Below are 19,526 nucleotides of genomic sequence, written 5' to 3' on the forward strand. Positions count from 1 at the left end.
CCGTATGACTTTCTTAAAGCAGCAGACGCAAACAGCCATTTCTACCAATCCGATTCAGGACATGAAGTTTCGGGGCCTACACTGGATTGAAGCCTCGGCAGGCACCGGCAAGACCTATACGCTATCCAGTCTGATGGTGCGGATTTTTCTGGACCAGTATTATCCGCATCAGGTGATTGCGACGACATTTACCCGTAAGGCCACGGCTGAACTGAAAAACCGGGTACGGCTTCGGGTCGAGGAAACGCTGGCTTATATCCAGCGTCATCAGCAGCTCAATTCAGTTGAAATTACAGCAAAAATCCAGAATGAAACCGATCCTTTATTTCAGCAGGTACTGAAAGATTATGGTTCACGACTGGATTATGCCCGTCGCCGTTTACGTCTGGTGTTGAACCAGCTGGATGAACTGTTTGTCGGCACCCTGGACAGCTTTAGCCAGAAACTGTTACGTGAATTTGCCTTTGAAAGTGGCAAGATTGAACGTGCAGAACTGACCGAAGATCAAGATCTGTATATCCAGCAGCTGATTCATGATGTGCTGCGTGACTGGATCCAGCAGCAGCCGCAATATATGGTCAATCATCTGTATGTCCAGAATCTGCTGAAACCGGTGGAGCATTATACCGGGCTGGTGCGTGATGCCCTGAATTTCAGCAAGCAGCATTTTCGGAAGATCGAACCGGCTGAATGTGACCTGAACAAATTGGAAGCCTGCATCAGTCAATTAGTGAATATTCAGGAGCATGATCTTGCCGTCATGCGGCGTTATTGTCAGGAAAGTCCGAAGTATTTTCACAAGAGTTTTTTGACCAAGTTAACCGAAATTTGTGAAAACTTTATGACCTGGAGCGCAGCCCTGAAAACTCAAGGAACAATGAGTTTCTTTGATGCTGAATTGCAGCCGATTTTACTGAATCTGTGCCATTTGCGCCGCAAGAAAACCGATTTCCAGCCGACCACTCAGGTCTTTAACAAAAGCTGTCCGGATGCAGAGCAGCAGCTGATTTTGCAACATAGTCTGATCGTGGCAATTGATGCGCTGTGTGAGGTCAAACAGTATCTGGATGAGCAGCTGCAACAGCTTACGACCTATCTGGAATTTCATATTATTCAAAGTGTGCAGACCCGTTTGCCACAAACCTTGCAACAGCAGGGTGAAACCACTTTTTCCCAGCAAATCCGTACATTGGCGGAAGCATTGCAAGGCCAGCAGGGACAGCGTTTTGCCCAGTTTGTACAGGCACGTTATCCGCTGATTCTGGTCGATGAATTTCAGGACACCAATCAGGATCAGGATGATCTGCTGGCCAAGATCTGGCGTGATGCCAACCGGGTGCAGTCCGGCTGCATGATTATGGTCGGTGATCCGAAACAGGCAATTTACGGTTTCCGTGGCGGCGATATGCTCACCTATAACAAGGCACATGCCGATGTGCTGCATAAACAGGGCCGCGAATATACCCTGATGCAGAACCATCGGTCAGTCAAACCACTCGTAGAAGTGGTTGATGCGCTGTTCCAGCGGCAAATGGATTTTGGCGAACAGGTGCAGTACACCTTGATTCAGGCCGGTAGCCGGCCACATCCGGATTTAATCGACAGTGGTGCCTGCAATCCACAGCCGCTACGATGGATTCAGCTAGGTGAAGCCGATGTAGAAGCCGATCAGGTGGCCTGGAAAATCCGTGCATTGCTGAATCAGTCCGCCCAGCAACAATTGTACTTTCAGCAGCAGGAGCATCAGCAAAACCTGAGTGCAGATGATATTGCGGTGTTGGGATTTGGGCATTTTGCTCTGGAACAGGTGAAGCAGCGTCTGCAGCGTATGGGCATTCCCTCCTATAAAGAATCCAAACAGAGCGTGTTTGCCAGTCCCATCGCTCAGGATGTCGCGGCCGTATTGACGGCGATTATGGATCCTTTCAATGAGGCCAAGGTCAAGCGGGCTTTACTAACCCGTCTGCTGGGCTTCAATCTGAAAAAACTGATTGATTTGCAAAGCCAGAGTGAAGGCCTCAGTCGCTATATTGCGGATCTGGATATAATTCGGGAAATGTGGTTTGAGAAAGGCTTTTTGACCGCCTGGAATTATGCACTGAACCTGTTTCAGGTCTGGACCAATCTGGTGGCCAGTCAAAGTCTGGACAATGAGCGGGTGGTGGTCAATCTGCGCCATCTGACCGAGATGCTGAGCCAGCAGAGTGAATATTATCAGGGGGCGCAAAAACTCTATCACTGGTATTTGCGCCAGCTTCAGTCACCTTCAGGCAAGGACAGCGAAAAAGAACGCAAGCTGTCTGGGGATCATGGGGTGCAGCTGATGACCATTCATGCCTCCAAAGGGCTGGAATTTAAAGTGGTGTTTTTATTGGGAGCAGATGCTGCTTTTGATGTGAATAAAGGCAATCTGAATTTTTCCCTGTCTGCGCCTGAACAGGACAACATCCTGGAACAATCCCGGGTGATTGCAGTCAATCACAAGAATTTGCATGAGCAGGCGATTCTGCAAAATGCAGCGCGTAATGCTGCCGAAAACCACCGGCTCTGGTATGTGGCGCTGACCCGTGCCAGTCACCGAGTATATGCCATGCTGCAGGATCAAAACGCACAGTCCGATTCGGGGCTGGCCTTCTGGCGTGGTCAGGGAGATCAACTGTTTCAACATGCTTTAAGTCTGGTCGAGCCGCCTCTGTCTCAGGAGCCACCGCGCCTGGTCGAGCAGTCGAACCATCATCAGGTCGACATGCGGGCGCAACCTTTGCCAGAGCGGCAGTTTTATCCGCGAACCAAAACCAGTTTTACGGCTTTGTCACAGCATCAGCTACATGGACATATCTTGCAGGACGATCTGGTCACGGCTTATGAACAGCCCGATAGTGCCGCCGATGAAATTCATTTTACCGGTCTGGAAGAACAGCCAGCAGCTGTGCCCCTAGACTGGATTAGGCTGAATTTTCCTAAAGGCACCGTAGCCGGAACATTCTTGCACAGCATTTTTGAACATATTGATTTTCAGGACAGCAGTTACTGGAATCTGGAAATCCGGCGCCGTTTTAAAAATACCGCACCGCAAATCTGGCAGGAACTGAAAGAAAAATTTGAACAGGCTTTTCATATACGTAGTGTACTAGAACAGGCTTTTTCCCTGCATTATCAGGCCGCTGTGGTGAATCTGCGAACCCTGTTTCAGGCCACAGCTCAGGCAGATTTCAAAGCCGAGGAATTGCGTCATAGTATGCAGCGCGTATTGTCCAGCCTGAACTATAAGTTATTGACCGGAATTCGCCTGCATGACCAAAGCAAAGCTTATCGCCAGCAATGGCAGCAGCTGTTTCACTCGGCACAACAGCTCGATCGTTCGGGTCTGCTGGAATTTTTAGATCAGTTTCGAGTGTATATCGATGGGCTGGAGGATGACTCCTTTATCCAGTTTTTTGAACAGGAAGTGGCCCAGCTCACACGCCCTGCAAGTACTGAATCACTGAATGTGGACAATATTTTCCAGACTGCATTTGATGGCTTGCTGGACGAGATCACAGAAGATATTTTGCTGAACCTGGTGCATGACTGGGTACATGACATTCTGGCCACTCCGATTCAGGCAGATTTTGCCTTGGCACAGCTGGAGGCTAAACAGTATCTGTCAGAATTTCCTTTTTATCTTTCCTTGATCGATGCCCCTTTGCAGATTTGGCAAATCCATCAGCTGTTTCTCGAACATGACATGGTCATGAGCGATTTTAATGAAGCCAAATCGGCGCGGTATCTGACCGGTTCCATCGATCTGGTGTATTTCGATGGTCAGCGCTACCATATTGCCGATTATAAAAGTAACTTCCTCGGACCTGATCAGCAGCACTATAGTGCTGAGGCAATTCAGCAGAATATGAGCCAGTCCAGTTACTGGTTGCAGGCCGCTTTGTATCTGGTGGCGCTGCATCGGTACCTGAGTGCCAATATGCAGGGTTATTCGATTCAGCAGCAATTGGGCGGCGCGACCTATCTGTATTTGCGCGGGATGAATGGACAGGCGCAGCAAGGGGCTTATCATTGGCAACCGAGCCTGGAATTCATAGAAAAACTGGATCAAATATTGGGCTATTTTGAGCAGAAAAAATCAGCATGATTTTGCAGTTTTATAAAATATATAAAGATTAAACAGAAAATTATCCTGTGGATAACTTTGAGGATAACTGTGTGGAAAATGAGCAGAATCACGTGTCGCAGCAAGACTCCAATTTAATGGCTTGGATTGACTATCTTTGTCAGCCTCCATTCAGTACAGCTGTATTTGATCCGGCAGTAAAATTATTGATCCAGCAACTGCTTGAGGCGATGCAGGCGGGGGATAGCTGTATCGAAGTTGATCCTCAGCAGGTTGCCCTATTACATAATCTGGTTCTAGATCGCCGTCAGCAAAGTACAGGAATTGCACCATTTATTTGTGCAGATCAGCATTTGTATTTGTACCGCTACTGGCAGCTAGAGCAGGCGGTAGCTGTACATATTGCTCGGATTAAAACCCAACCGGTTGCCGCTATTCATTTATCCGAACGCGATCGCAGCCTATTGTCAGATCCACAGCAGCAAAAAGCCCTGCACATGGTGGCTCAGCAAGCTTTAAGCATTATTACCGGCGGTCCGGGTACCGGTAAAACCTATACATTGGCGCATATGATTGCGGTCCTGCATGAGGCCATGCCAAATATCCGGATCGCCATGGCAGCGCCTACCGGAAAGGCCGCACAGCGGATGAAAGAGGCACTGCAAAAAGCCTTGCATAGTGAAGCTCTACAACAGTTTGAGCTAGAAGCATTAAAACAGTTACAACCGGTGACCCTGCATCGCTTATTGGGTCTGGGCACTCGCGGACAGCCACGCTTTCATGCCAAACAGCCTTTGCCCTATGATGTGATCGTGGTCGATGAAGCCTCAATGCTGGATTTTAATCTGTCACAGATGTTGCTGGCCGCCGTACCGTCTCATGCACGGCTGATTTTACTCGGTGATGCAGACCAGCTGGCCTCTGTGGATGTCGGAACGGTACTGGCAGATTTACAGCAAGTAGCGACTCTGGACGATAATCGGGTCAATTTAATCACCACACGACGTTTTGCGACTGGAGCCAAGATTGGCGCAATGGCGGAGTTTATCCAGCAGAATCATGAGCCTTCTCATGTCTTGCAGAAATTTGAGCAGCAAATCGTGGCAGCCAGTGAGTTACAAACGATTGACTTGAATCAGGTCGAAATCGACCAGTTACAGCTACAATATCTGCTCTCGGACACTGAACAGACCTCGCATAGTTTGAATCTGTATTATGACCAGCTGATGTATGGTTATCAGGCTTATGTACAGGCCATAAAAACAGAACGAAACTCAGCTGATTTTGAGCAGTATGTACAACAGGTGGTCAAAACTTTTGATGATTACCGTATTTTAACAGCAATCCGTTCTGGTGATTTGGGTCTGATCAAGATCAACCTGCAGATTGAGCAACGCTTTTTAGCAGCCCAAGGGCAGTTGAAACAGGGCGACTGGTATGTCGGACGCCCCGTCATGATGAATTATAACGACTATCAGTTGGGGCTGTCCAATGGTGATATTGGCATCTGTTTTTTACGTGAGCAATCTGGTCAGCACCAGTTTGAAGTGTATTTTCCGAGTTTGGAAAAATGGGTGTTAGCCACCCGTTTACCTAAAAGTATTGAAACTGCTTTTGCACTGACCATTCACAAATCTCAAGGTTCAGAATTTTCCCATACCGCAGTGGTGCTGGATCAATATGCAAAAAATTTATTGAGCAAAGAGTTGATTTATACTGCAATTACTCGAGCCAAAAAAGTGGTCAGTTTATTGGTAGATTATGATGCTTTTACACAAGCACTTTGTGTCAGAACCACCCGGAAAAGTGGTTTGAGCCAAAAAATCATTGAAAAATCTAGTAATTTAATTGGCAAAAATAATCAAATCTTGTAGGTAAAAGCTTACAAGGATTCAGGAAATTGACGCATAGAGCTTTTGCTCGGTTTTTGAGAAGATTGGTTCTACAAAATAACTCAACACGGAAAGTTGAGCATAATCGTATAATGATAATAATAATGTCGGTAGACAGCGAACTTACAGTGAAGTAAGTGAAAGAGGAAACTTACAGCCGCTAAGCCTTGTAGTTTTGGGAGAGACTACAAGGCTTTTTTATATCCTGATTTTTTTTATAGGAAGCTTGCTGGATTTTTATTCTAATTTCTTAGCAAAGATTTTCAGTTCTAGCCAGTAAACTTAAGTAAATAGCGTTAAATAAAACGAGAGCTGTGTAACATTATGCAAATTTTTACCCTGTGATGTACGAAATGGCTTACAGCAAAATGAGGCAAATGCCTCTAGTGGTCTCGTAGGAATATGGCAAAATCTACCACACAAGGAAGATGATTTTTCAACAGGATGTTTGAAAATAATAATAAGCGTAAAACGCCATAATAATACAATAAATAATAATGATAAGAGAAAGAACTACAGCGCCAAAAAGCCCGAGTTTACTCGGGCTTTTTTTTATCCATTTTTATGGAGAGCAGCGGAAGATTCACGCGAGCTAAAGGGTTTGTTGGCTTTTCAAAGGAATTTCTATATTTAATTCATTCTGGATTTATTTCACTAAAATAATGCAAAACCCGAATCTTTGGGGGACAAGAGTCATCGGATCTGAACTGCATCAATGAGCGACCAAAGCCATGCAAAAATATGGATCTATTTTTGCAATTTGATGCGTTTTCCCTTAAAATATGCAACTTGCTGTAGTGATGCACGGCAGTCAAGGTTTTGAATTCTCATCACTTTGATTTTTATCAAAATATATAAGCATCTCGGAGAAATCGAATGGCTTTAACTAACGCAGATCGCGCAGAGATCATGGCTAAATTCGCTCGCGCTGAAAACGACACTGGTTCACCAGAAGTTCAAGTAGCTCTTTTAACTGCTCAAATCAATGACTTACAAGGTCACTTTAAAGAGCATAAACACGACCACCATAGCCGTCGCGGTTTGATCCGTATGGTTAACCAACGTCGTAAGCTTCTTGACTACCTAAATGGTAAAGACCACGGTCGTTATGTAGCATTGATCGGTGCTTTAGGTTTACGTCGTTAATTCGATTTAAACTTTATTTTCGGGTTTATTGCATGCTTTGTGCTGTATTGCTGAAAACTAAAGTTGGCTTGGCTTATGGCTAGGTCTGTGGAAGGGGCGAATATTTCGCTCCTTCTTTGTGTTTAAAAATAGTATTTAATCTGGTGAGGTCGGCTTCTAAGCTTTGTCATTTACTCGTCCATATGGTCATGAATGCCAAACCTTAGGGGTCTCCACTAGAATAATTGTTCACAAGAACTAGGAAAAAATAAAACATGTCAATGTTTAATATTATTCGTAAAGAATTCCAATTCGGTCAGCACAACGTTATCTTGGAAACAGGTCGTGTTGCCCGTCAGGCAAACACTGTTGTGATCACCATGGGCGGCGTACAAGTACTTGTTGCTGTTGTGGCACAGCCTAAAGCAAAAGCAGGTCAAGACTTCTTCCCATTGACTGTAAACTATCAAGAAAAGCAATATGCTGCTGGTCGTATCCCGGGTGGTTATGGCAAGCGTGAAGGCCGTCAGTCTGAAGCTGAAACTTTGATTTCACGTCTGATTGACCGTCCAATTCGTCCATTGTTCCCAGAAGGTTACTTCAACGAAATTCAAGTAACAGCCACTGTTATTTCTTCTGATAAAACCATGGATGCTGATATTGCTGCAATGTTGGGTACTTCAGCTGCATTGTCTATTGCTGGTACACCTTTCCGTGGTCCGATTGGTGGCGCGCGCGTTGGTTTAATCAACGGTGAATACATCCTGAACCCAAACCTTGAACAACTTAAAGAGTCTGATCTTGATCTTGTTGTTGCGGGTACTGAAACTGCAGTATTGATGGTTGAATCTGAAGCGAAAGAACTTTCAGAAGACCAAATGCTGGGCGCTGTATTGTTCGGTCATGACGAAATGCAAATTGCGATCCAGGCGATCAAAGAATTTGCTGCAGCTGCAGGCGCGGTTGAATCAACTTGGGTTGCTCCAGTTAAAAACGAAGAACTTCTTGGTAAATTGAAAGAAGCATTCGAAGCGAAAATCTCTGAAGCTTACACGATTGCAGTTAAGCAAGACCGTTATGCGGCACTTGACGCGCTTTATGCAGAAGCAGTTGCACAGTTCGTTCCTGAAAATGACGAAACTGGCATTGCAGAAGAAGTAAATGAGCTGTTCGAAGACCTTAAATACCGTACCGTTCGTGACAACATCCTGTCTGGTAAGCCACGTATCGATGGTCGTGATACCAAAACTGTTCGTGCAATCGACGTACAAGTAGGCGTATTGGATCGTGCACACGGTTCAGCATTGTTCACACGTGGTGAAACTCAGGCCTTGGTCACAACGACTTTGGGTAATACACGTGATGCGTTGATGGTTGATACCCTTGCAGGTACAAAAACTGACAACTTCATGTTGCACTACAACTTCCCTGCATACTCTGTAGGTGAAACAGGTCGTGAATCTGGTCCTAAGCGTCGTGAGATTGGTCACGGTCGTTTGGCACGTCGTGGTGTTCAAGCAGTTCTTCCTGCGGCTGATCGCTTCCCGTACGTGATCCGTATCGTTTCTGACATCACTGAATCAAACGGTTCGTCTTCAATGGCGTCTGTATGTGGTGCTTCATTATCATTGATGGATGCTGGTGTTCCACTTAAAGCGCCAGTTGCAGGTATTGCGATGGGTCTAGTGAAAGAAGGCGAGCGTTTCGCAGTTCTTTCTGACATCTTGGGTGATGAAGATCACTTGGGCGACATGGACTTTAAAGTAGCGGGTTCTGCAAACGGTATTACTGCGCTACAAATGGACATAAAGATCGAAGGCATCACTGAAGAGATCATGGAATCTGCATTGAACCAAGCTTATGCGGGTCGTATGCACATCTTGAATGAGATGAACCAGGTGATTTCACGTGCGCGTCCTGAAATTTCGATGCACGCACCGACATTCCAGGTGATCAACATCAACCCGGATAAAATCCGTGATGTGATCGGTAAAGGCGGCGCGACCATTCGTGCAATTACTGAAGAAACTAAAGCGGCGATTGATATCGAAGATAACGGTACAGTTCGCGTATTTGGTGAAACTAAAGCGGCTGCGCAAGCTGCAGTTGCCAAGATTCAGGCACTTACGGCTGAAATCGAGCCAGGTACAATTTATACAGGTAAAGTGATTCGTATTGTTGAATTCGGTGCGTTCGTAAATATCCTGCCAGGTACTGATGGCTTACTTCACATCTCTCAAATCTCAAACGAACGCATTGCGAACGTGGCAGATGTATTGAAAGAAGGTCAGGAAGTAAAAGTACAGGTTGCGGATGTTGATAACCGTGGCCGCATTAAATTAACGATGAAAGACATCGAACAAGTTTAATTCTTAAAAATATTCACATGGGAAAATTCATGTGAATAACAATAAAAAAGCCCTGAGCTTGATCAAAGTGTTTATTTTGGCTGGCTCAGGGCTTTTTTATGCCTTCAATAAGATTCTGCTACGCAAATAAAGACTGATTGGATTGCTTAAGTCTTCGGCTCGGCTCATAATTTTAAGACGGATAGATGGGGAAGGCCTAGCTCTATCCTGCAACAACAAAAAGCAGAATTGTGAATAGAGAATTGTCTTAATGCAGGTTTATTATTTTTACCAACATCCGACCGAACATCATATTTTTGTACAAAAAGAGCCTATTGCTCAAGCCGAACCTGAATTTATCTGGATCGACTATACCCGGGCAGATGTGGTTAATCGGGCTGAGACTTGGCAAAAAGAAATAGAACAGCAGACCCATTTATACCTAAACGAATTGCATGTAAACGATATTCTTAATTTAGAACATCCTTGTGTATTTGATAGCATGGATGACTATGAGTTGCTTATTTTTCGCAAGCTGATTACCCCGGATGATGACATCGAGAGCGGTGAGCAGGCGCTGGAACAGCATGAAAAAGTATTTGGTCTGGCGACTACTCCGATTAGTTTTATCATGACTCCTCAAGTGCTGATTACAGTACGTGAGCAAGGCAATAAAGCAATAAAAAATTATATTTCCCGTATTGAAACCCATGTGATCCGTTCCACTCAGGAACAAAATAAGTCACGAAAACTCCCGATGACCCCGCTGGATTTATCGTTACGTTTGCTGAATAGCATGGTGGATGGTTATTTGGATTTACGTGTGCCTTTAACCCGACGGGTTGAATTCTGGCAACAGGAGTTATTACAGGGGCATCGCCGCTTTACTAAATGGAACCAGTTATTGCAAGAAAGCATATCTTTTCAACAAGTGGAAAATCTCTGTGAAGAGCAAATTGATACCTTGCAAGAACTGCGAGATGAAATTATCGATAATTATCCACACCTGAAAGGTAAGAAGAAGTCGGAACGGCAGGATATTATGCTGGTCCGAATGAATGACCTGGTCAGCCATGTAGAGCGCATCCAAAAACACACTGTTCGTTTGCGTGCCTCGATTCAGGCGGCTATCGACCTGCATTTTTCAGCCATTGCCAATCAGACCAATGAAAATATGCGCATCTTGGCGATAATTACCGCTATTTTTGCACCGCTGACCTTATTGACCGGGATTTACGGGATGAACTTTGAATTTATTCCGGGGGCGAAATCTCCTGTCGGGTTCTGGAGTATGTTAATGATCATGTTCATTAGCACGGTATTGCTGGTGTATTATTTCTATTGCAGACATCTGGTCGGCCGAGGGGAGCGCAGTGTGATTGATCTACTGGCACAACAGCATAAGAATCAACACGTGAATCTGTTCTGGTTCCTGGACTATGAGCCGATTAAGCAATCAGTGAAAGAGACCATGAAAGAGGTTGAAAAGCTGACCAAATTAAAATAGAGCTACCTTTATCAATCGATATTTATAAAAGTTGTCCTATTTTTCAAGCACACGTAGATCAGTGGACTTCAATTTTAGATTAGCTCTGTAGAAATCAACACTCTGTTCTGCTGATCACTCAACTTGAGCTGTTCGAGTCAGTATTTTATAGATTTCATCTTTTAATTTCAGTTTTTTACGCTTGATCGCCTCAATATCATTGTTGATATGATTGACTGGATCAAGTTCAAGCTGGCTGATTTCTTTGTCCAGCTCGTTATGTTCCTCGAATAATTTGGCAAAATAGGGATTTTCCTCGCGAAGTTGCACAATCAAGTCGCGGTATTCGGGAAACATGTATTTGATTTTCTTATTGCAATCTTTGGTTTTCATAGGGATTCTTATACTCTAATCATAAAATTAAATATAAATATGTTCTGATCTGCACTGAAAAATGCAGATCGACAGAACATGAAAAGGATTTACTTGAAGTGCAAATGTTTGACCTCGCGGCGTAACTCCTGCACTTCATCAATGAGGTCCAGCATCATGGCAACGGCGCTAAATGAGGCATCAAAATCGCGTTGCAGGCGATAGGCGCGTTGTGCACGCGAGATATCTTCACCGAGGAAAGTGCTGGTCGGGGTTGTAGAACGATTGGGTAAAATTCCATGTTCAATTAACTGCATGACCCATTCCGGGCTTTGTCCACACGCTTCTGCAAAGTGGATCAAGTCAAATGAACGATCGTCCATAATTTCTGAGGGGGTATAACCTTGGGAAAAACTTTCTTGGTACTGAATCGTAGTCATGGGTCTACTCCTTAAACAGCCAAGTGTGCAAAATCCGGAGAAAGGGAAGGTGCTAAAATAGAACGCTTTCCAATCCTTGGACATGCAGACTCAGAGTGATGACTCAAATGATCATGAGTGAAGAGTCGGGATGTGCCAGTAGTTGATGGATCAGTCGGTCTGACCGGATATCTATCAGCAGCATGCGAGGCAAAGAAGGTTAAAGTTGAAGTTGTTTTTATAATTTTATGTGTTATCGACAAAGCGTATTCAATCACTTTCCTGTGTTGAATAGAGGGCGCCATATCAGGGCTGCAAAGCAGACCAGAGGGCAAAATTGAACGAGGCTGAAGATTGATCATCATAAGTGGATAAAAAATAACCGTCTTCGATCCATTATTATGACTTTGCCTGCTCCAAAACAGTTTTTATTTGTACCTTATTGTTTCAAATCATGACAAAGAAAAAAGCCCCTGATATAGGGGCTTTGAAAATCTTTCTGAAATTAATATTTTACCCAAGTAACACTGCGGCCAATTACCGATACCCCGACATAACCACGCAAGGTCAGACGTTTGCCATTGGCACTTAAGCGTGCTTTACCTTTGTAAACTTTGCCACTGATCGGATCAAGCACTTTGCCATCATGGTATTCACGTGGCTTTTTCGGATCTGCCTTAAAATCCCAGATAAACGGCAGGCCTAGAAAAGGCTTGTTCTTAAGCTGACCTGGACATTTATGACAAATTCCCATTTTTTCTGCGCCAGGCAAGCTGCGTGTTTCGACAATCACTCCTTCATAACTGCCATCTGCTTTCTTGCGAATTTCCACATCCGCACGAGAATAACCCGATTGATCATCGATGGTTTTCCATTTACCCAATAACGGATCTTCATAGGCAAAGGCCAGGCTAGAGACTGCGGCCAAACTTATCCCCATTAGTAGAGTATTCAATAATTTTCTCATAACATACCTGTTAAATTGATGATGTATTCATTTTAGAATTATTGCTCTAATTTATTTTAAAAGCATAATTAAATCAAGAGTATGAACTGTGCGGTCTTTCTCATAATTTTTTGAAAATGATGAATATTCAGGTTTTGTTAGTGTGAATAATCTTATAATTTAAAAGGGATTCTTAGATTGGATTTACAGGAGAGTTTGATTCAGGGGGTAGACAGGTTTTCTACTGTAGGAGAATACGCTCTGTTGAACTCAGTCCCATAGGTTTTAAAATATAAAAAAAGCATTCCTAGGAATACTTTTAAACTTAAGGATTAGAACTGCTTAGCTCAGGTGTTTACCAAATAGACCCAAGGCTTCTTCAGCGGTAAAAGTATATTGGCTATTACAGAACTGACAGTCCATTTCGATCGGATTCTGAAATTCCAGCGTTTCACGGATCGACTCTACGCCGATTTGCTGTAAAGCGACTGCACAACGCTCTTTAGAGCAGGTACAGCCAAACTTCAACACTTCCGTATCTGGCAGACGCACTTCTTCTTCGTTATATAAACGGTACAGAATATCAGTAGCTTGCAAACCGACTAACTCTTCAGTTTTCAGGGTCTCTGTGAGCATGGTCAGACGTGGCCATAGGTCTTCATCTACCCGGCGTTGTTCTTCTTCACTATTACGTGGCAACAACTGAATCAGTAAACCACCTGCACGCTGATGGTCACTTGCCAGTACAATACGCGTCGGAATCTGTGCAGAAAGGTCATAATATTGCATCAGACAGCCCGCCAGATTTTCTTTATCAAGGGGTACAATTCCCTGATAACGCTCACCAAATTCTGGTTCGATATTGATGAATAGAACCGGAGAGGTGAGTGATTTCAACACTGTACTGCTGTCTTCACCGACCAGAAAGTGCGGATCTTCTTCATAGTCAGCCAGAGCGCGAACTTCACCCAAATGGTTACATTCAGCCATAGCCCATTTAAATGTGCCCGATGCCTGAATTTGCAGGCTGATACGCCCTTTAATCTTCAATGTGCTGGCCAGCAGTGCAGTGGCACTAAGCATTTCACCTAGCAGGATTTTAACTGCAGGCGCATAGTCACGTTGCGCTAAAATGGTTTGTAAAGCTTCTTCAAGATGCACCACTTCACCACGAACAGGGCTATCTTCAATAAAAAAGCGTTGGCGTAAATCAGACATAAAATTCTCCATAACCCTGCTTTAATGGTGTCATTATTGTAAAACACAAGTTAGGACAGTTCATCTCTTAACGTATCAATTCCTGCGCCGTTTGTATCCTGTTGCTGCTGTTTAGCCTGTTTTTGCACTTTATGGCGTTGATCCTGGGTAAACAGATGCTCCAGTTCAGCCAAACTACTATGCTGATTTTCATAATTTGGATGTTCATCCGGATCCAGATGATATTGGCTGTTGAGCAGTTTCTCATCCTGTTCGCGGAAGTTTTGAATCTGTTGCAGGCTTTCTTCCGGGTCAGGATTGAGCTGGTTTAGTAAGGCCTGACTGAGTTCTAAAGCTGAAAGATAAGTTTCACGCCAGATGTGTTTCACGCCCAAATCCTGTAATAAATGCACATGATGCCGGTCACGGGCACGTACCCATAAACTGATTTCAGGATAATTCAGCCGCAGATGCCGCACGATCAGCATTGAGTCTTCAATATCGTCAATCGCCACAATCACCTGTTGTGCTGTGGCAATACCGGTCTGTATCAAGGCTTCAGGCTCTGTCGCATCTGCCTGATAGAAAGGGATGTCGTACTGCGCCAGAAGTTCAGTGGCTTGCACATTGCTGTCCATGACACTAAAGGCGTGTTGCTGTTGCAGTAAAATCCGGGCGATGATTTGCCCGAAGCGGCCAAAGCCAATCAGCAGAATCGGAGTACTGGTTTCAGGATTGAGATCGGTTTCGAAGGTCGCTGCCAGATGATTGTGACGATCCAGATGCGGTAAAATCTGGCTGTGCAATAACCAATAAAATGCGGGCGTCAGTAGCAAGGAAAAACTCACCATCCACAGCAAGGGAGAGAGCAGATCGGCCGGAATAATCTGGTCGGATACTGCAATCACCAGTGCCAGTAAGGCAAATTCACCGCCTTGTGCCAGACTAGCTGCTAACAAGGTGCTATTGCGCCAGCTATTTTGATGATAACGCGCCAATGTCAGGCTGATTGCAAACTTGACTAAGATTAAAGCGAGGGTGCCGCCGAGAATGATCCAGGGGAAATTCAGCAGATCAGACAATTTTAGTGCCATGCCCAGACTGATAAAGGCCAGGCCGATCAATAAGCCCTGAAAAGGCCGAATCGTGCTTTCTACCGCAGGACGAAAATCTGAATCTGCCAGTAAAATACCGGCAAATAAGGCACCGAGAAATAGATTCAGGCCGAGGGTATTCATTAACACCAACAATGCCAAGGTCACCGCAATCGCTACAATCGCATGCAGTTCGTGACTGCCACTTTTAGCAATCCAGCGATACAACGGCTGCATCAAGTAACGATTACACAGGAACAGACCGCTTAACGTCGCGATGAGGGCAGCAAAGTAGGCCACGCCATGTTCGGTCGAGCGAATCCCGGCAAATAAGGGAATGGCTGCAATCACCAGAATGGCCAACAGAGCATGAATCAGCAGAATCGAATAGGCTTGCTGACCATAGCTGGTGGCGAACTGTTCCTGATGATTGAGATGTTGAATCACCAAAGTCAGGGCGGACAAACTGCCGGCGAGTCCAATTACAATGCTGGCGAGTAGGCTTTGCTGAAGGAAAACCCAGGCCATGAGGGTGAAAATCAGGGTGCTGATTAGTACCTGTAAAGCAACCATCATCCACAGGGAGGGATTAATCTGCACAATGCGTTGTGGTCTGAGTTGCAGGCCGATCCAGAACATCAGTGCCATCAGGCTGACTTGCATGAAACTACTCATGACTTCGGGTGTCTGAATCAGGTGCAAAAGGCTTGGACTTAAGATGATCCCTGTTAACAGATAGCCCAGCACACTTGGCAATCTGAGCCTTTTACTCAGTGGCACTATCAACAGTGCAATGACCAGAACCAGTGTTATTTGTAACAGTATCGACATTTTCCTGCCCTAAATTTATTCTTGATCCAGACTTGCAGTTTCGTATTCCAGATCGATCCTCAGGCGCAATATCTTTTAGCTCAGTTCCTGAGGGTCGATGTCCAGCGTGAGCTTCATGCTAGAAGGTTTGTCCTGCAGCATGTTTTGCCACCAGCTACGCACATAGTAATGCAAACGTGGACGATCCGCTGACAATAGCACCATATGCGACTGATAGCGTCCGGCCTTACGTTCCATTGGCGCAGGAATTGGTCCCCAGATGTCCAGCGCCAGATCAGGATATTGCCTGAGGAGTGCTGCATGTTTCTGTAAGAATTCGGTATTTTGTGCCTGATCCTTGGATTCACAGCGAATCAGGATGGCATAACGGTAGGGCGGCATTCTGGCCATCTGCCGTTCTTTTAAGGTCTGCTGGGCAAATACGCGATAATTTTCATTCACTAAGGTGTTCAGCAGGGCATGATCAGGTCTGAGGGTCTGCAGATAAACATCGCCTTTATGTTCACCACGTCCGGCACGGCCAGCCACTTGCACGATCAGTTGCGCAGTCCGTTCAGTAGCACGGAAGTCCACACTCAGTAGACCGGAATCAATATCCAGAATCGCCACCAGCGTCACATAAGGAAAATGATGCCCCTTGGCCAGCATCTGGGTGCCGAGTAGAATCGCCGGTTCGCTTTTCTGAATCTTGTCATAGATTTTTTGCCAGCTGCCGACCCGACTGGTGGAATCGCGATCGACCCGAATCACCTCAAAATCCGGAAATAGCTCATTTAAATGTTCTTCGACTTTGCCGGTGCCCATACCCAGTGTAACCAGTTCCTGATGCTGACATTGCGGGCAGTGTTCCGGCATGCGGTGAATAGTGCCGCAGTGATGGCAATGCAGATGCTGATAAGGCTGACGGTGTACAGTGAAGTTGGCATCACAGTGCGGACATTGCGCCTGCCAACCACAGCTGCCACACAGCAGGACGGGAGCATAGCCACGGCGGTTTAAAAAAATCAGCACCTGTTCTTTTTTCTCCAGGCGCTTTTTGATGTCCTGAATCAGTTGAAGGCTAATCCCATGCTTTTTTTGCGCAACTTTTAAATCCAGAATATGGATTTTGGGCATCAAGGCCGTGCCGGCACGTTGATTCAGCTCCAGCACCTGCATCTTGCCATGTTCCACCAGCGCATAACTGTCAATACTTGGTGTGGCTGACCCTAAGATTACCAGACATTGCTGTAAATGGCCGCGGTACAGGGCGACATCTCGGGCATGATAGCGGAAGCCTTCCTGCTGTTTAAAGGACAGGTCATGTTCTTCATCCAGAATGATCAGGCCCAGATTCGGCATTGGCGTATAAATGGCGGAACGTGTACCAAGCACAATTGAGGCTTTGCCAGTTTCTGCCGACTGCCAGGCTTGTAGCCGTTTGGAATCATTCAGCCCGGAATGCAGCAGCGCAATATGGCAATGAAAACGGGACTGAAAACGGCTGATGGTTTGCGGCGTCAGGCCGATTTCCGGCACCAGCACTAGCACCTGTTTGCTCTGTTTCAGTACCTGTTCCATGATCTGCAAATACACTTCAGTTTTACCGCTGCCGGTCAGACCATCCAGTAAAAAAGCCTGATATTGATTGCGATATTTTAATACTTGTTCGACAGCATGTTTTTGTTCAGGATTGGCGGTCAGCGGCATCTGTGCCAATTGCATTGGTTGTGGGCTGAAATCTTGTGGCTCCAGTACACAGGCGCAAATCTCTTTTTTCTCCAGTGCTTTTAAGGTCGCGGTTTCAATCCCGGCCATATTCAGCACATTTTCAGTAGTCCCGACCGGGTGCAGTTTTAAAATCCGGTAGGCTTCCTGCTGCTTGTCCGAACGACGTACTTTGGCCTCGGCATCAGGGTCTAGCAATTTCCAGGTACGGGCCAGCAGGTTATAAGGCTTACCCTGACGCAACAGGGTCGGCAGGGCACTGTGGACGACTTCACCGATCGGGAACTGGTAATATTGCGCTGACCATGTCAACAAACTTAAAACTTTGCTATCTATAATGGCGCGTTCATCGAGCAGTTCGGTTACAGCTTTAAGCTTAAAGCGTGGATCGAGAGGGGTGTCTGCCGAGAGTTTTTCGATAATCACCCCGACCAGATTCTGCCGACCAAACGACACCAGTACACGTGCGCCAATCTGCGCCTGTTTAAATTGTTCTGCACTCATCGTGTAATCAAAACAATCAAATACATGCACAGGTACAGCAACGCGTACGCGATAAATTGGACTTAAATCGGTGTGAGAATTTTGCATATCTTGGGGTGGAGATCCTGAAGAAATTTCGTCGTGCTTAAAGTTCGATTATGTTAGAGTGAGCAGATAATTTATATCAAAGAATATGAATGATTTCGGTGGTCTGACGCAACAGCGTTGAGCAAAATTTTGGAAAATTAGAGCATTACAATGCCTGCATATCAGTTTATTGCGCTTGATGCTTCAGGAAAGCAGCAAAAAGGCGTGCTGGAGGGGGATTCTGCACGTCAGATCCGGCAACAATTACGGGATAAAGCACTTATTCCTGTCTCTGTTGATCCTGTCGAAAAAAAAGATCAACAGCATCGTCGAAAATGGTTTGAAAAAAGCATCACCGCCTACGATCTGGCTCTGATGACCCGGCAGTTATCCGTGCTGGTCGCTGCTGCAATTCCGCTAGAAGAAGCCATCCGCGCCGTCGGCAAGCAAAGTGAAAAAGTGCATGTACAAAACCTGCTGATGTCGGTGCGCTCCAAAGTGCTGGAAGGGCATAGTCTGGCGCAGGGCTTGCAACAATCCGGACGTTTTCCCGAGCTGTATATTGCCACAATTGCCGCCGGTGAACGTTCCGGGCATTTAGACCTGATTCTGGACCAACTGGCAGACTATACCGAAAACCGCTTTGCCATGCAGAAAAAAATCCAGGGTGCGATGGTCTATCCTATTATCCTGATGCTGATGTCCTTTGCGATCGTGATGGGGCTGATGACCTATGTGGTGCCAGATATCGTCAAGACCTTTGACCAGAGTAAAGATGCCTTGCCGTGGATTACCGTGGCCTTGATGAAAGCCAGTGATTTTATCCGCATTGCCTGGCCATTTTTATTGATCGGTGGGGCTTTGGGGATTTTCCTGTTGGTCCGGTTTTTAAGAACCACCGCCGGGCATTATGCCTTTGACCGTCTGACCTTAAAATTACCTTTATTCGGCAAATTGTCACGCGGGATTAATGCCGCACGTTTTGCCAGTACCTTATCCATTTTGACCCAGTCTGGCGTGCCGCTGGTCGATGCACTGCGGATTGGTGCCGCAGTCAGTAACAACTGGGTGATCCGGGATTCTGTCAATCTGGCAGCGGAAAAAGTCACTGAAGGTGGCAACCTGGCAACCCAACTGGAACGCAGTGGTTATTTCCCGCCGATGATGGTACAAATGATCAAAAGTGGTGAAGCGTCTGGTGAACTGGACCGCATGTTGGAACGTGCTTCACAAATGCAGGATCGCGAAGTGACCACCCTGATTTCAACTTTACTGGCCTTGCTGGAACCTTTAATGCTGGTGTTGATGGCCAGTATTGTTCTGGTCATTGTGATAGCAGTGATGCTGCCAATTGTGAACATGAATAATATGATTTAAACAGAAACCAGTTAGAATTTTGTTGTGATCAAGATTCAAGTGGAAATTCTGAAT

The 19,526-nt window shown here is 45.5% G+C and carries 12 protein-coding genes; 6 read left to right on the forward strand and 6 right to left on the reverse strand.

The annotated features are described in order from the left end of the window. Positions 1 to 4 precede the first annotated feature (4 nt). The 5 genes from J7649_RS11795 to J7649_RS11815 all read left to right on the forward strand — a co-directional run bounded on the left by J7649_RS11795 (position 5) and on the right by J7649_RS11815 (position 10,980). Positions 5 to 4,129: a UvrD-helicase domain-containing protein gene (locus J7649_RS11795; protein ID WP_219308207.1), complete on the forward strand. Its 4,125-nt coding sequence runs from the start codon at positions 5 to 7 to the stop codon at positions 4,127 to 4,129. A 71-nt stretch (positions 4,130 to 4,200) separates the two neighbouring features. Beyond that, positions 4,201 to 5,982, forward strand: a complete 1,782-nt coding sequence (recD, locus tag J7649_RS11800) for an exodeoxyribonuclease V subunit alpha (RefSeq protein WP_219310112.1) — start codon at positions 4,201 to 4,203, stop codon at positions 5,980 to 5,982. An 894-nt stretch (positions 5,983 to 6,876) separates the two neighbouring features. Beyond that, positions 6,877 to 7,146 carry a 30S ribosomal protein S15 gene (gene rpsO, locus J7649_RS11805; protein WP_004278577.1) on the forward strand — a complete coding sequence of 90 codons (270 nt, stop codon included), beginning with the start codon at positions 6,877 to 6,879 and terminating at the stop codon, positions 7,144 to 7,146. A 260-nt stretch (positions 7,147 to 7,406) separates the two neighbouring features. Continuing rightward, the gene (pnp, locus tag J7649_RS11810) at positions 7,407 to 9,494 is read left to right on the forward strand and encodes a polyribonucleotide nucleotidyltransferase (protein WP_171054287.1); all 2,088 of its coding nucleotides are present in this window, start codon (positions 7,407 to 7,409) and stop codon (positions 9,492 to 9,494) included. A 250-nt stretch (positions 9,495 to 9,744) separates the two neighbouring features. Next, positions 9,745 to 10,980 (forward strand): magnesium transporter CorA family protein, encoded by a 1,236-nt coding sequence (locus J7649_RS11815; RefSeq protein WP_219308209.1) that lies wholly within the window; start codon positions 9,745 to 9,747, stop codon positions 10,978 to 10,980. A 114-nt stretch (positions 10,981 to 11,094) separates the two neighbouring features. Here the strand turns inward: J7649_RS11815 and J7649_RS11820 are convergent, their stop codons facing one another. The 6 genes from J7649_RS11820 to J7649_RS11845 form a co-directional block, all read right to left on the reverse strand. Then, positions 11,095 to 11,352: an HP1242/YdcH family protein gene (locus J7649_RS11820; RefSeq protein ID WP_004278574.1), complete on the reverse strand. Its 258-nt coding sequence runs from the start codon at positions 11,350 to 11,352 to the stop codon at positions 11,095 to 11,097. An 89-nt stretch (positions 11,353 to 11,441) separates the two neighbouring features. Next, positions 11,442 to 11,771, reverse strand: coding sequence for a chaperone modulator CbpM (locus tag J7649_RS11825; RefSeq protein WP_219308212.1), 330 nt, complete (start codon positions 11,769 to 11,771; stop codon positions 11,442 to 11,444). A 484-nt stretch (positions 11,772 to 12,255) separates the two neighbouring features. Then, entirely contained in the window at positions 12,256 to 12,717 is a 462-nt protein-coding gene (locus J7649_RS11830) for a DUF2147 domain-containing protein (RefSeq protein ID WP_005102907.1), read from the reverse strand. Between the two features lie 321 nt (positions 12,718 to 13,038). Beyond that, positions 13,039 to 13,914: an Hsp33 family molecular chaperone HslO gene (gene hslO / locus J7649_RS11835; RefSeq protein WP_004647344.1), complete on the reverse strand. Its 876-nt coding sequence runs from the start codon at positions 13,912 to 13,914 to the stop codon at positions 13,039 to 13,041. A gap of 50 nt (positions 13,915 to 13,964) precedes the next feature. Further along, complete coding sequence (locus J7649_RS11840) at positions 13,965 to 15,818, reverse strand: cation:proton antiporter domain-containing protein (protein WP_219308214.1); 1,854 nt, start codon at positions 15,816 to 15,818, stop codon at positions 13,965 to 13,967. A 75-nt stretch (positions 15,819 to 15,893) separates the two neighbouring features. Continuing rightward, on the reverse strand, positions 15,894 to 18,116 hold the full coding sequence (locus J7649_RS11845; protein WP_219308216.1) for a primosomal protein N': 2,223 nt from the start codon (positions 18,114 to 18,116) through the stop codon (positions 15,894 to 15,896). Positions 18,117 to 18,266: 150 nt separating this feature from the next. Here J7649_RS11845 and gspF point away from each other — a divergent pair, with 150 nt between their 5' ends. Next, the gene (gene gspF / locus J7649_RS11850) at positions 18,267 to 19,472 is read left to right on the forward strand and encodes a type II secretion system inner membrane protein GspF (protein ID WP_004729358.1); all 1,206 of its coding nucleotides are present in this window, start codon (positions 18,267 to 18,269) and stop codon (positions 19,470 to 19,472) included. Positions 19,473 to 19,526: the final 54 nt, after the last annotated feature.

It is taken from the genome of Acinetobacter lwoffii, assembly GCF_019343495.1.
Lineage (GTDB): Bacteria > Pseudomonadota > Gammaproteobacteria > Pseudomonadales > Moraxellaceae > Acinetobacter > Acinetobacter lwoffii_P.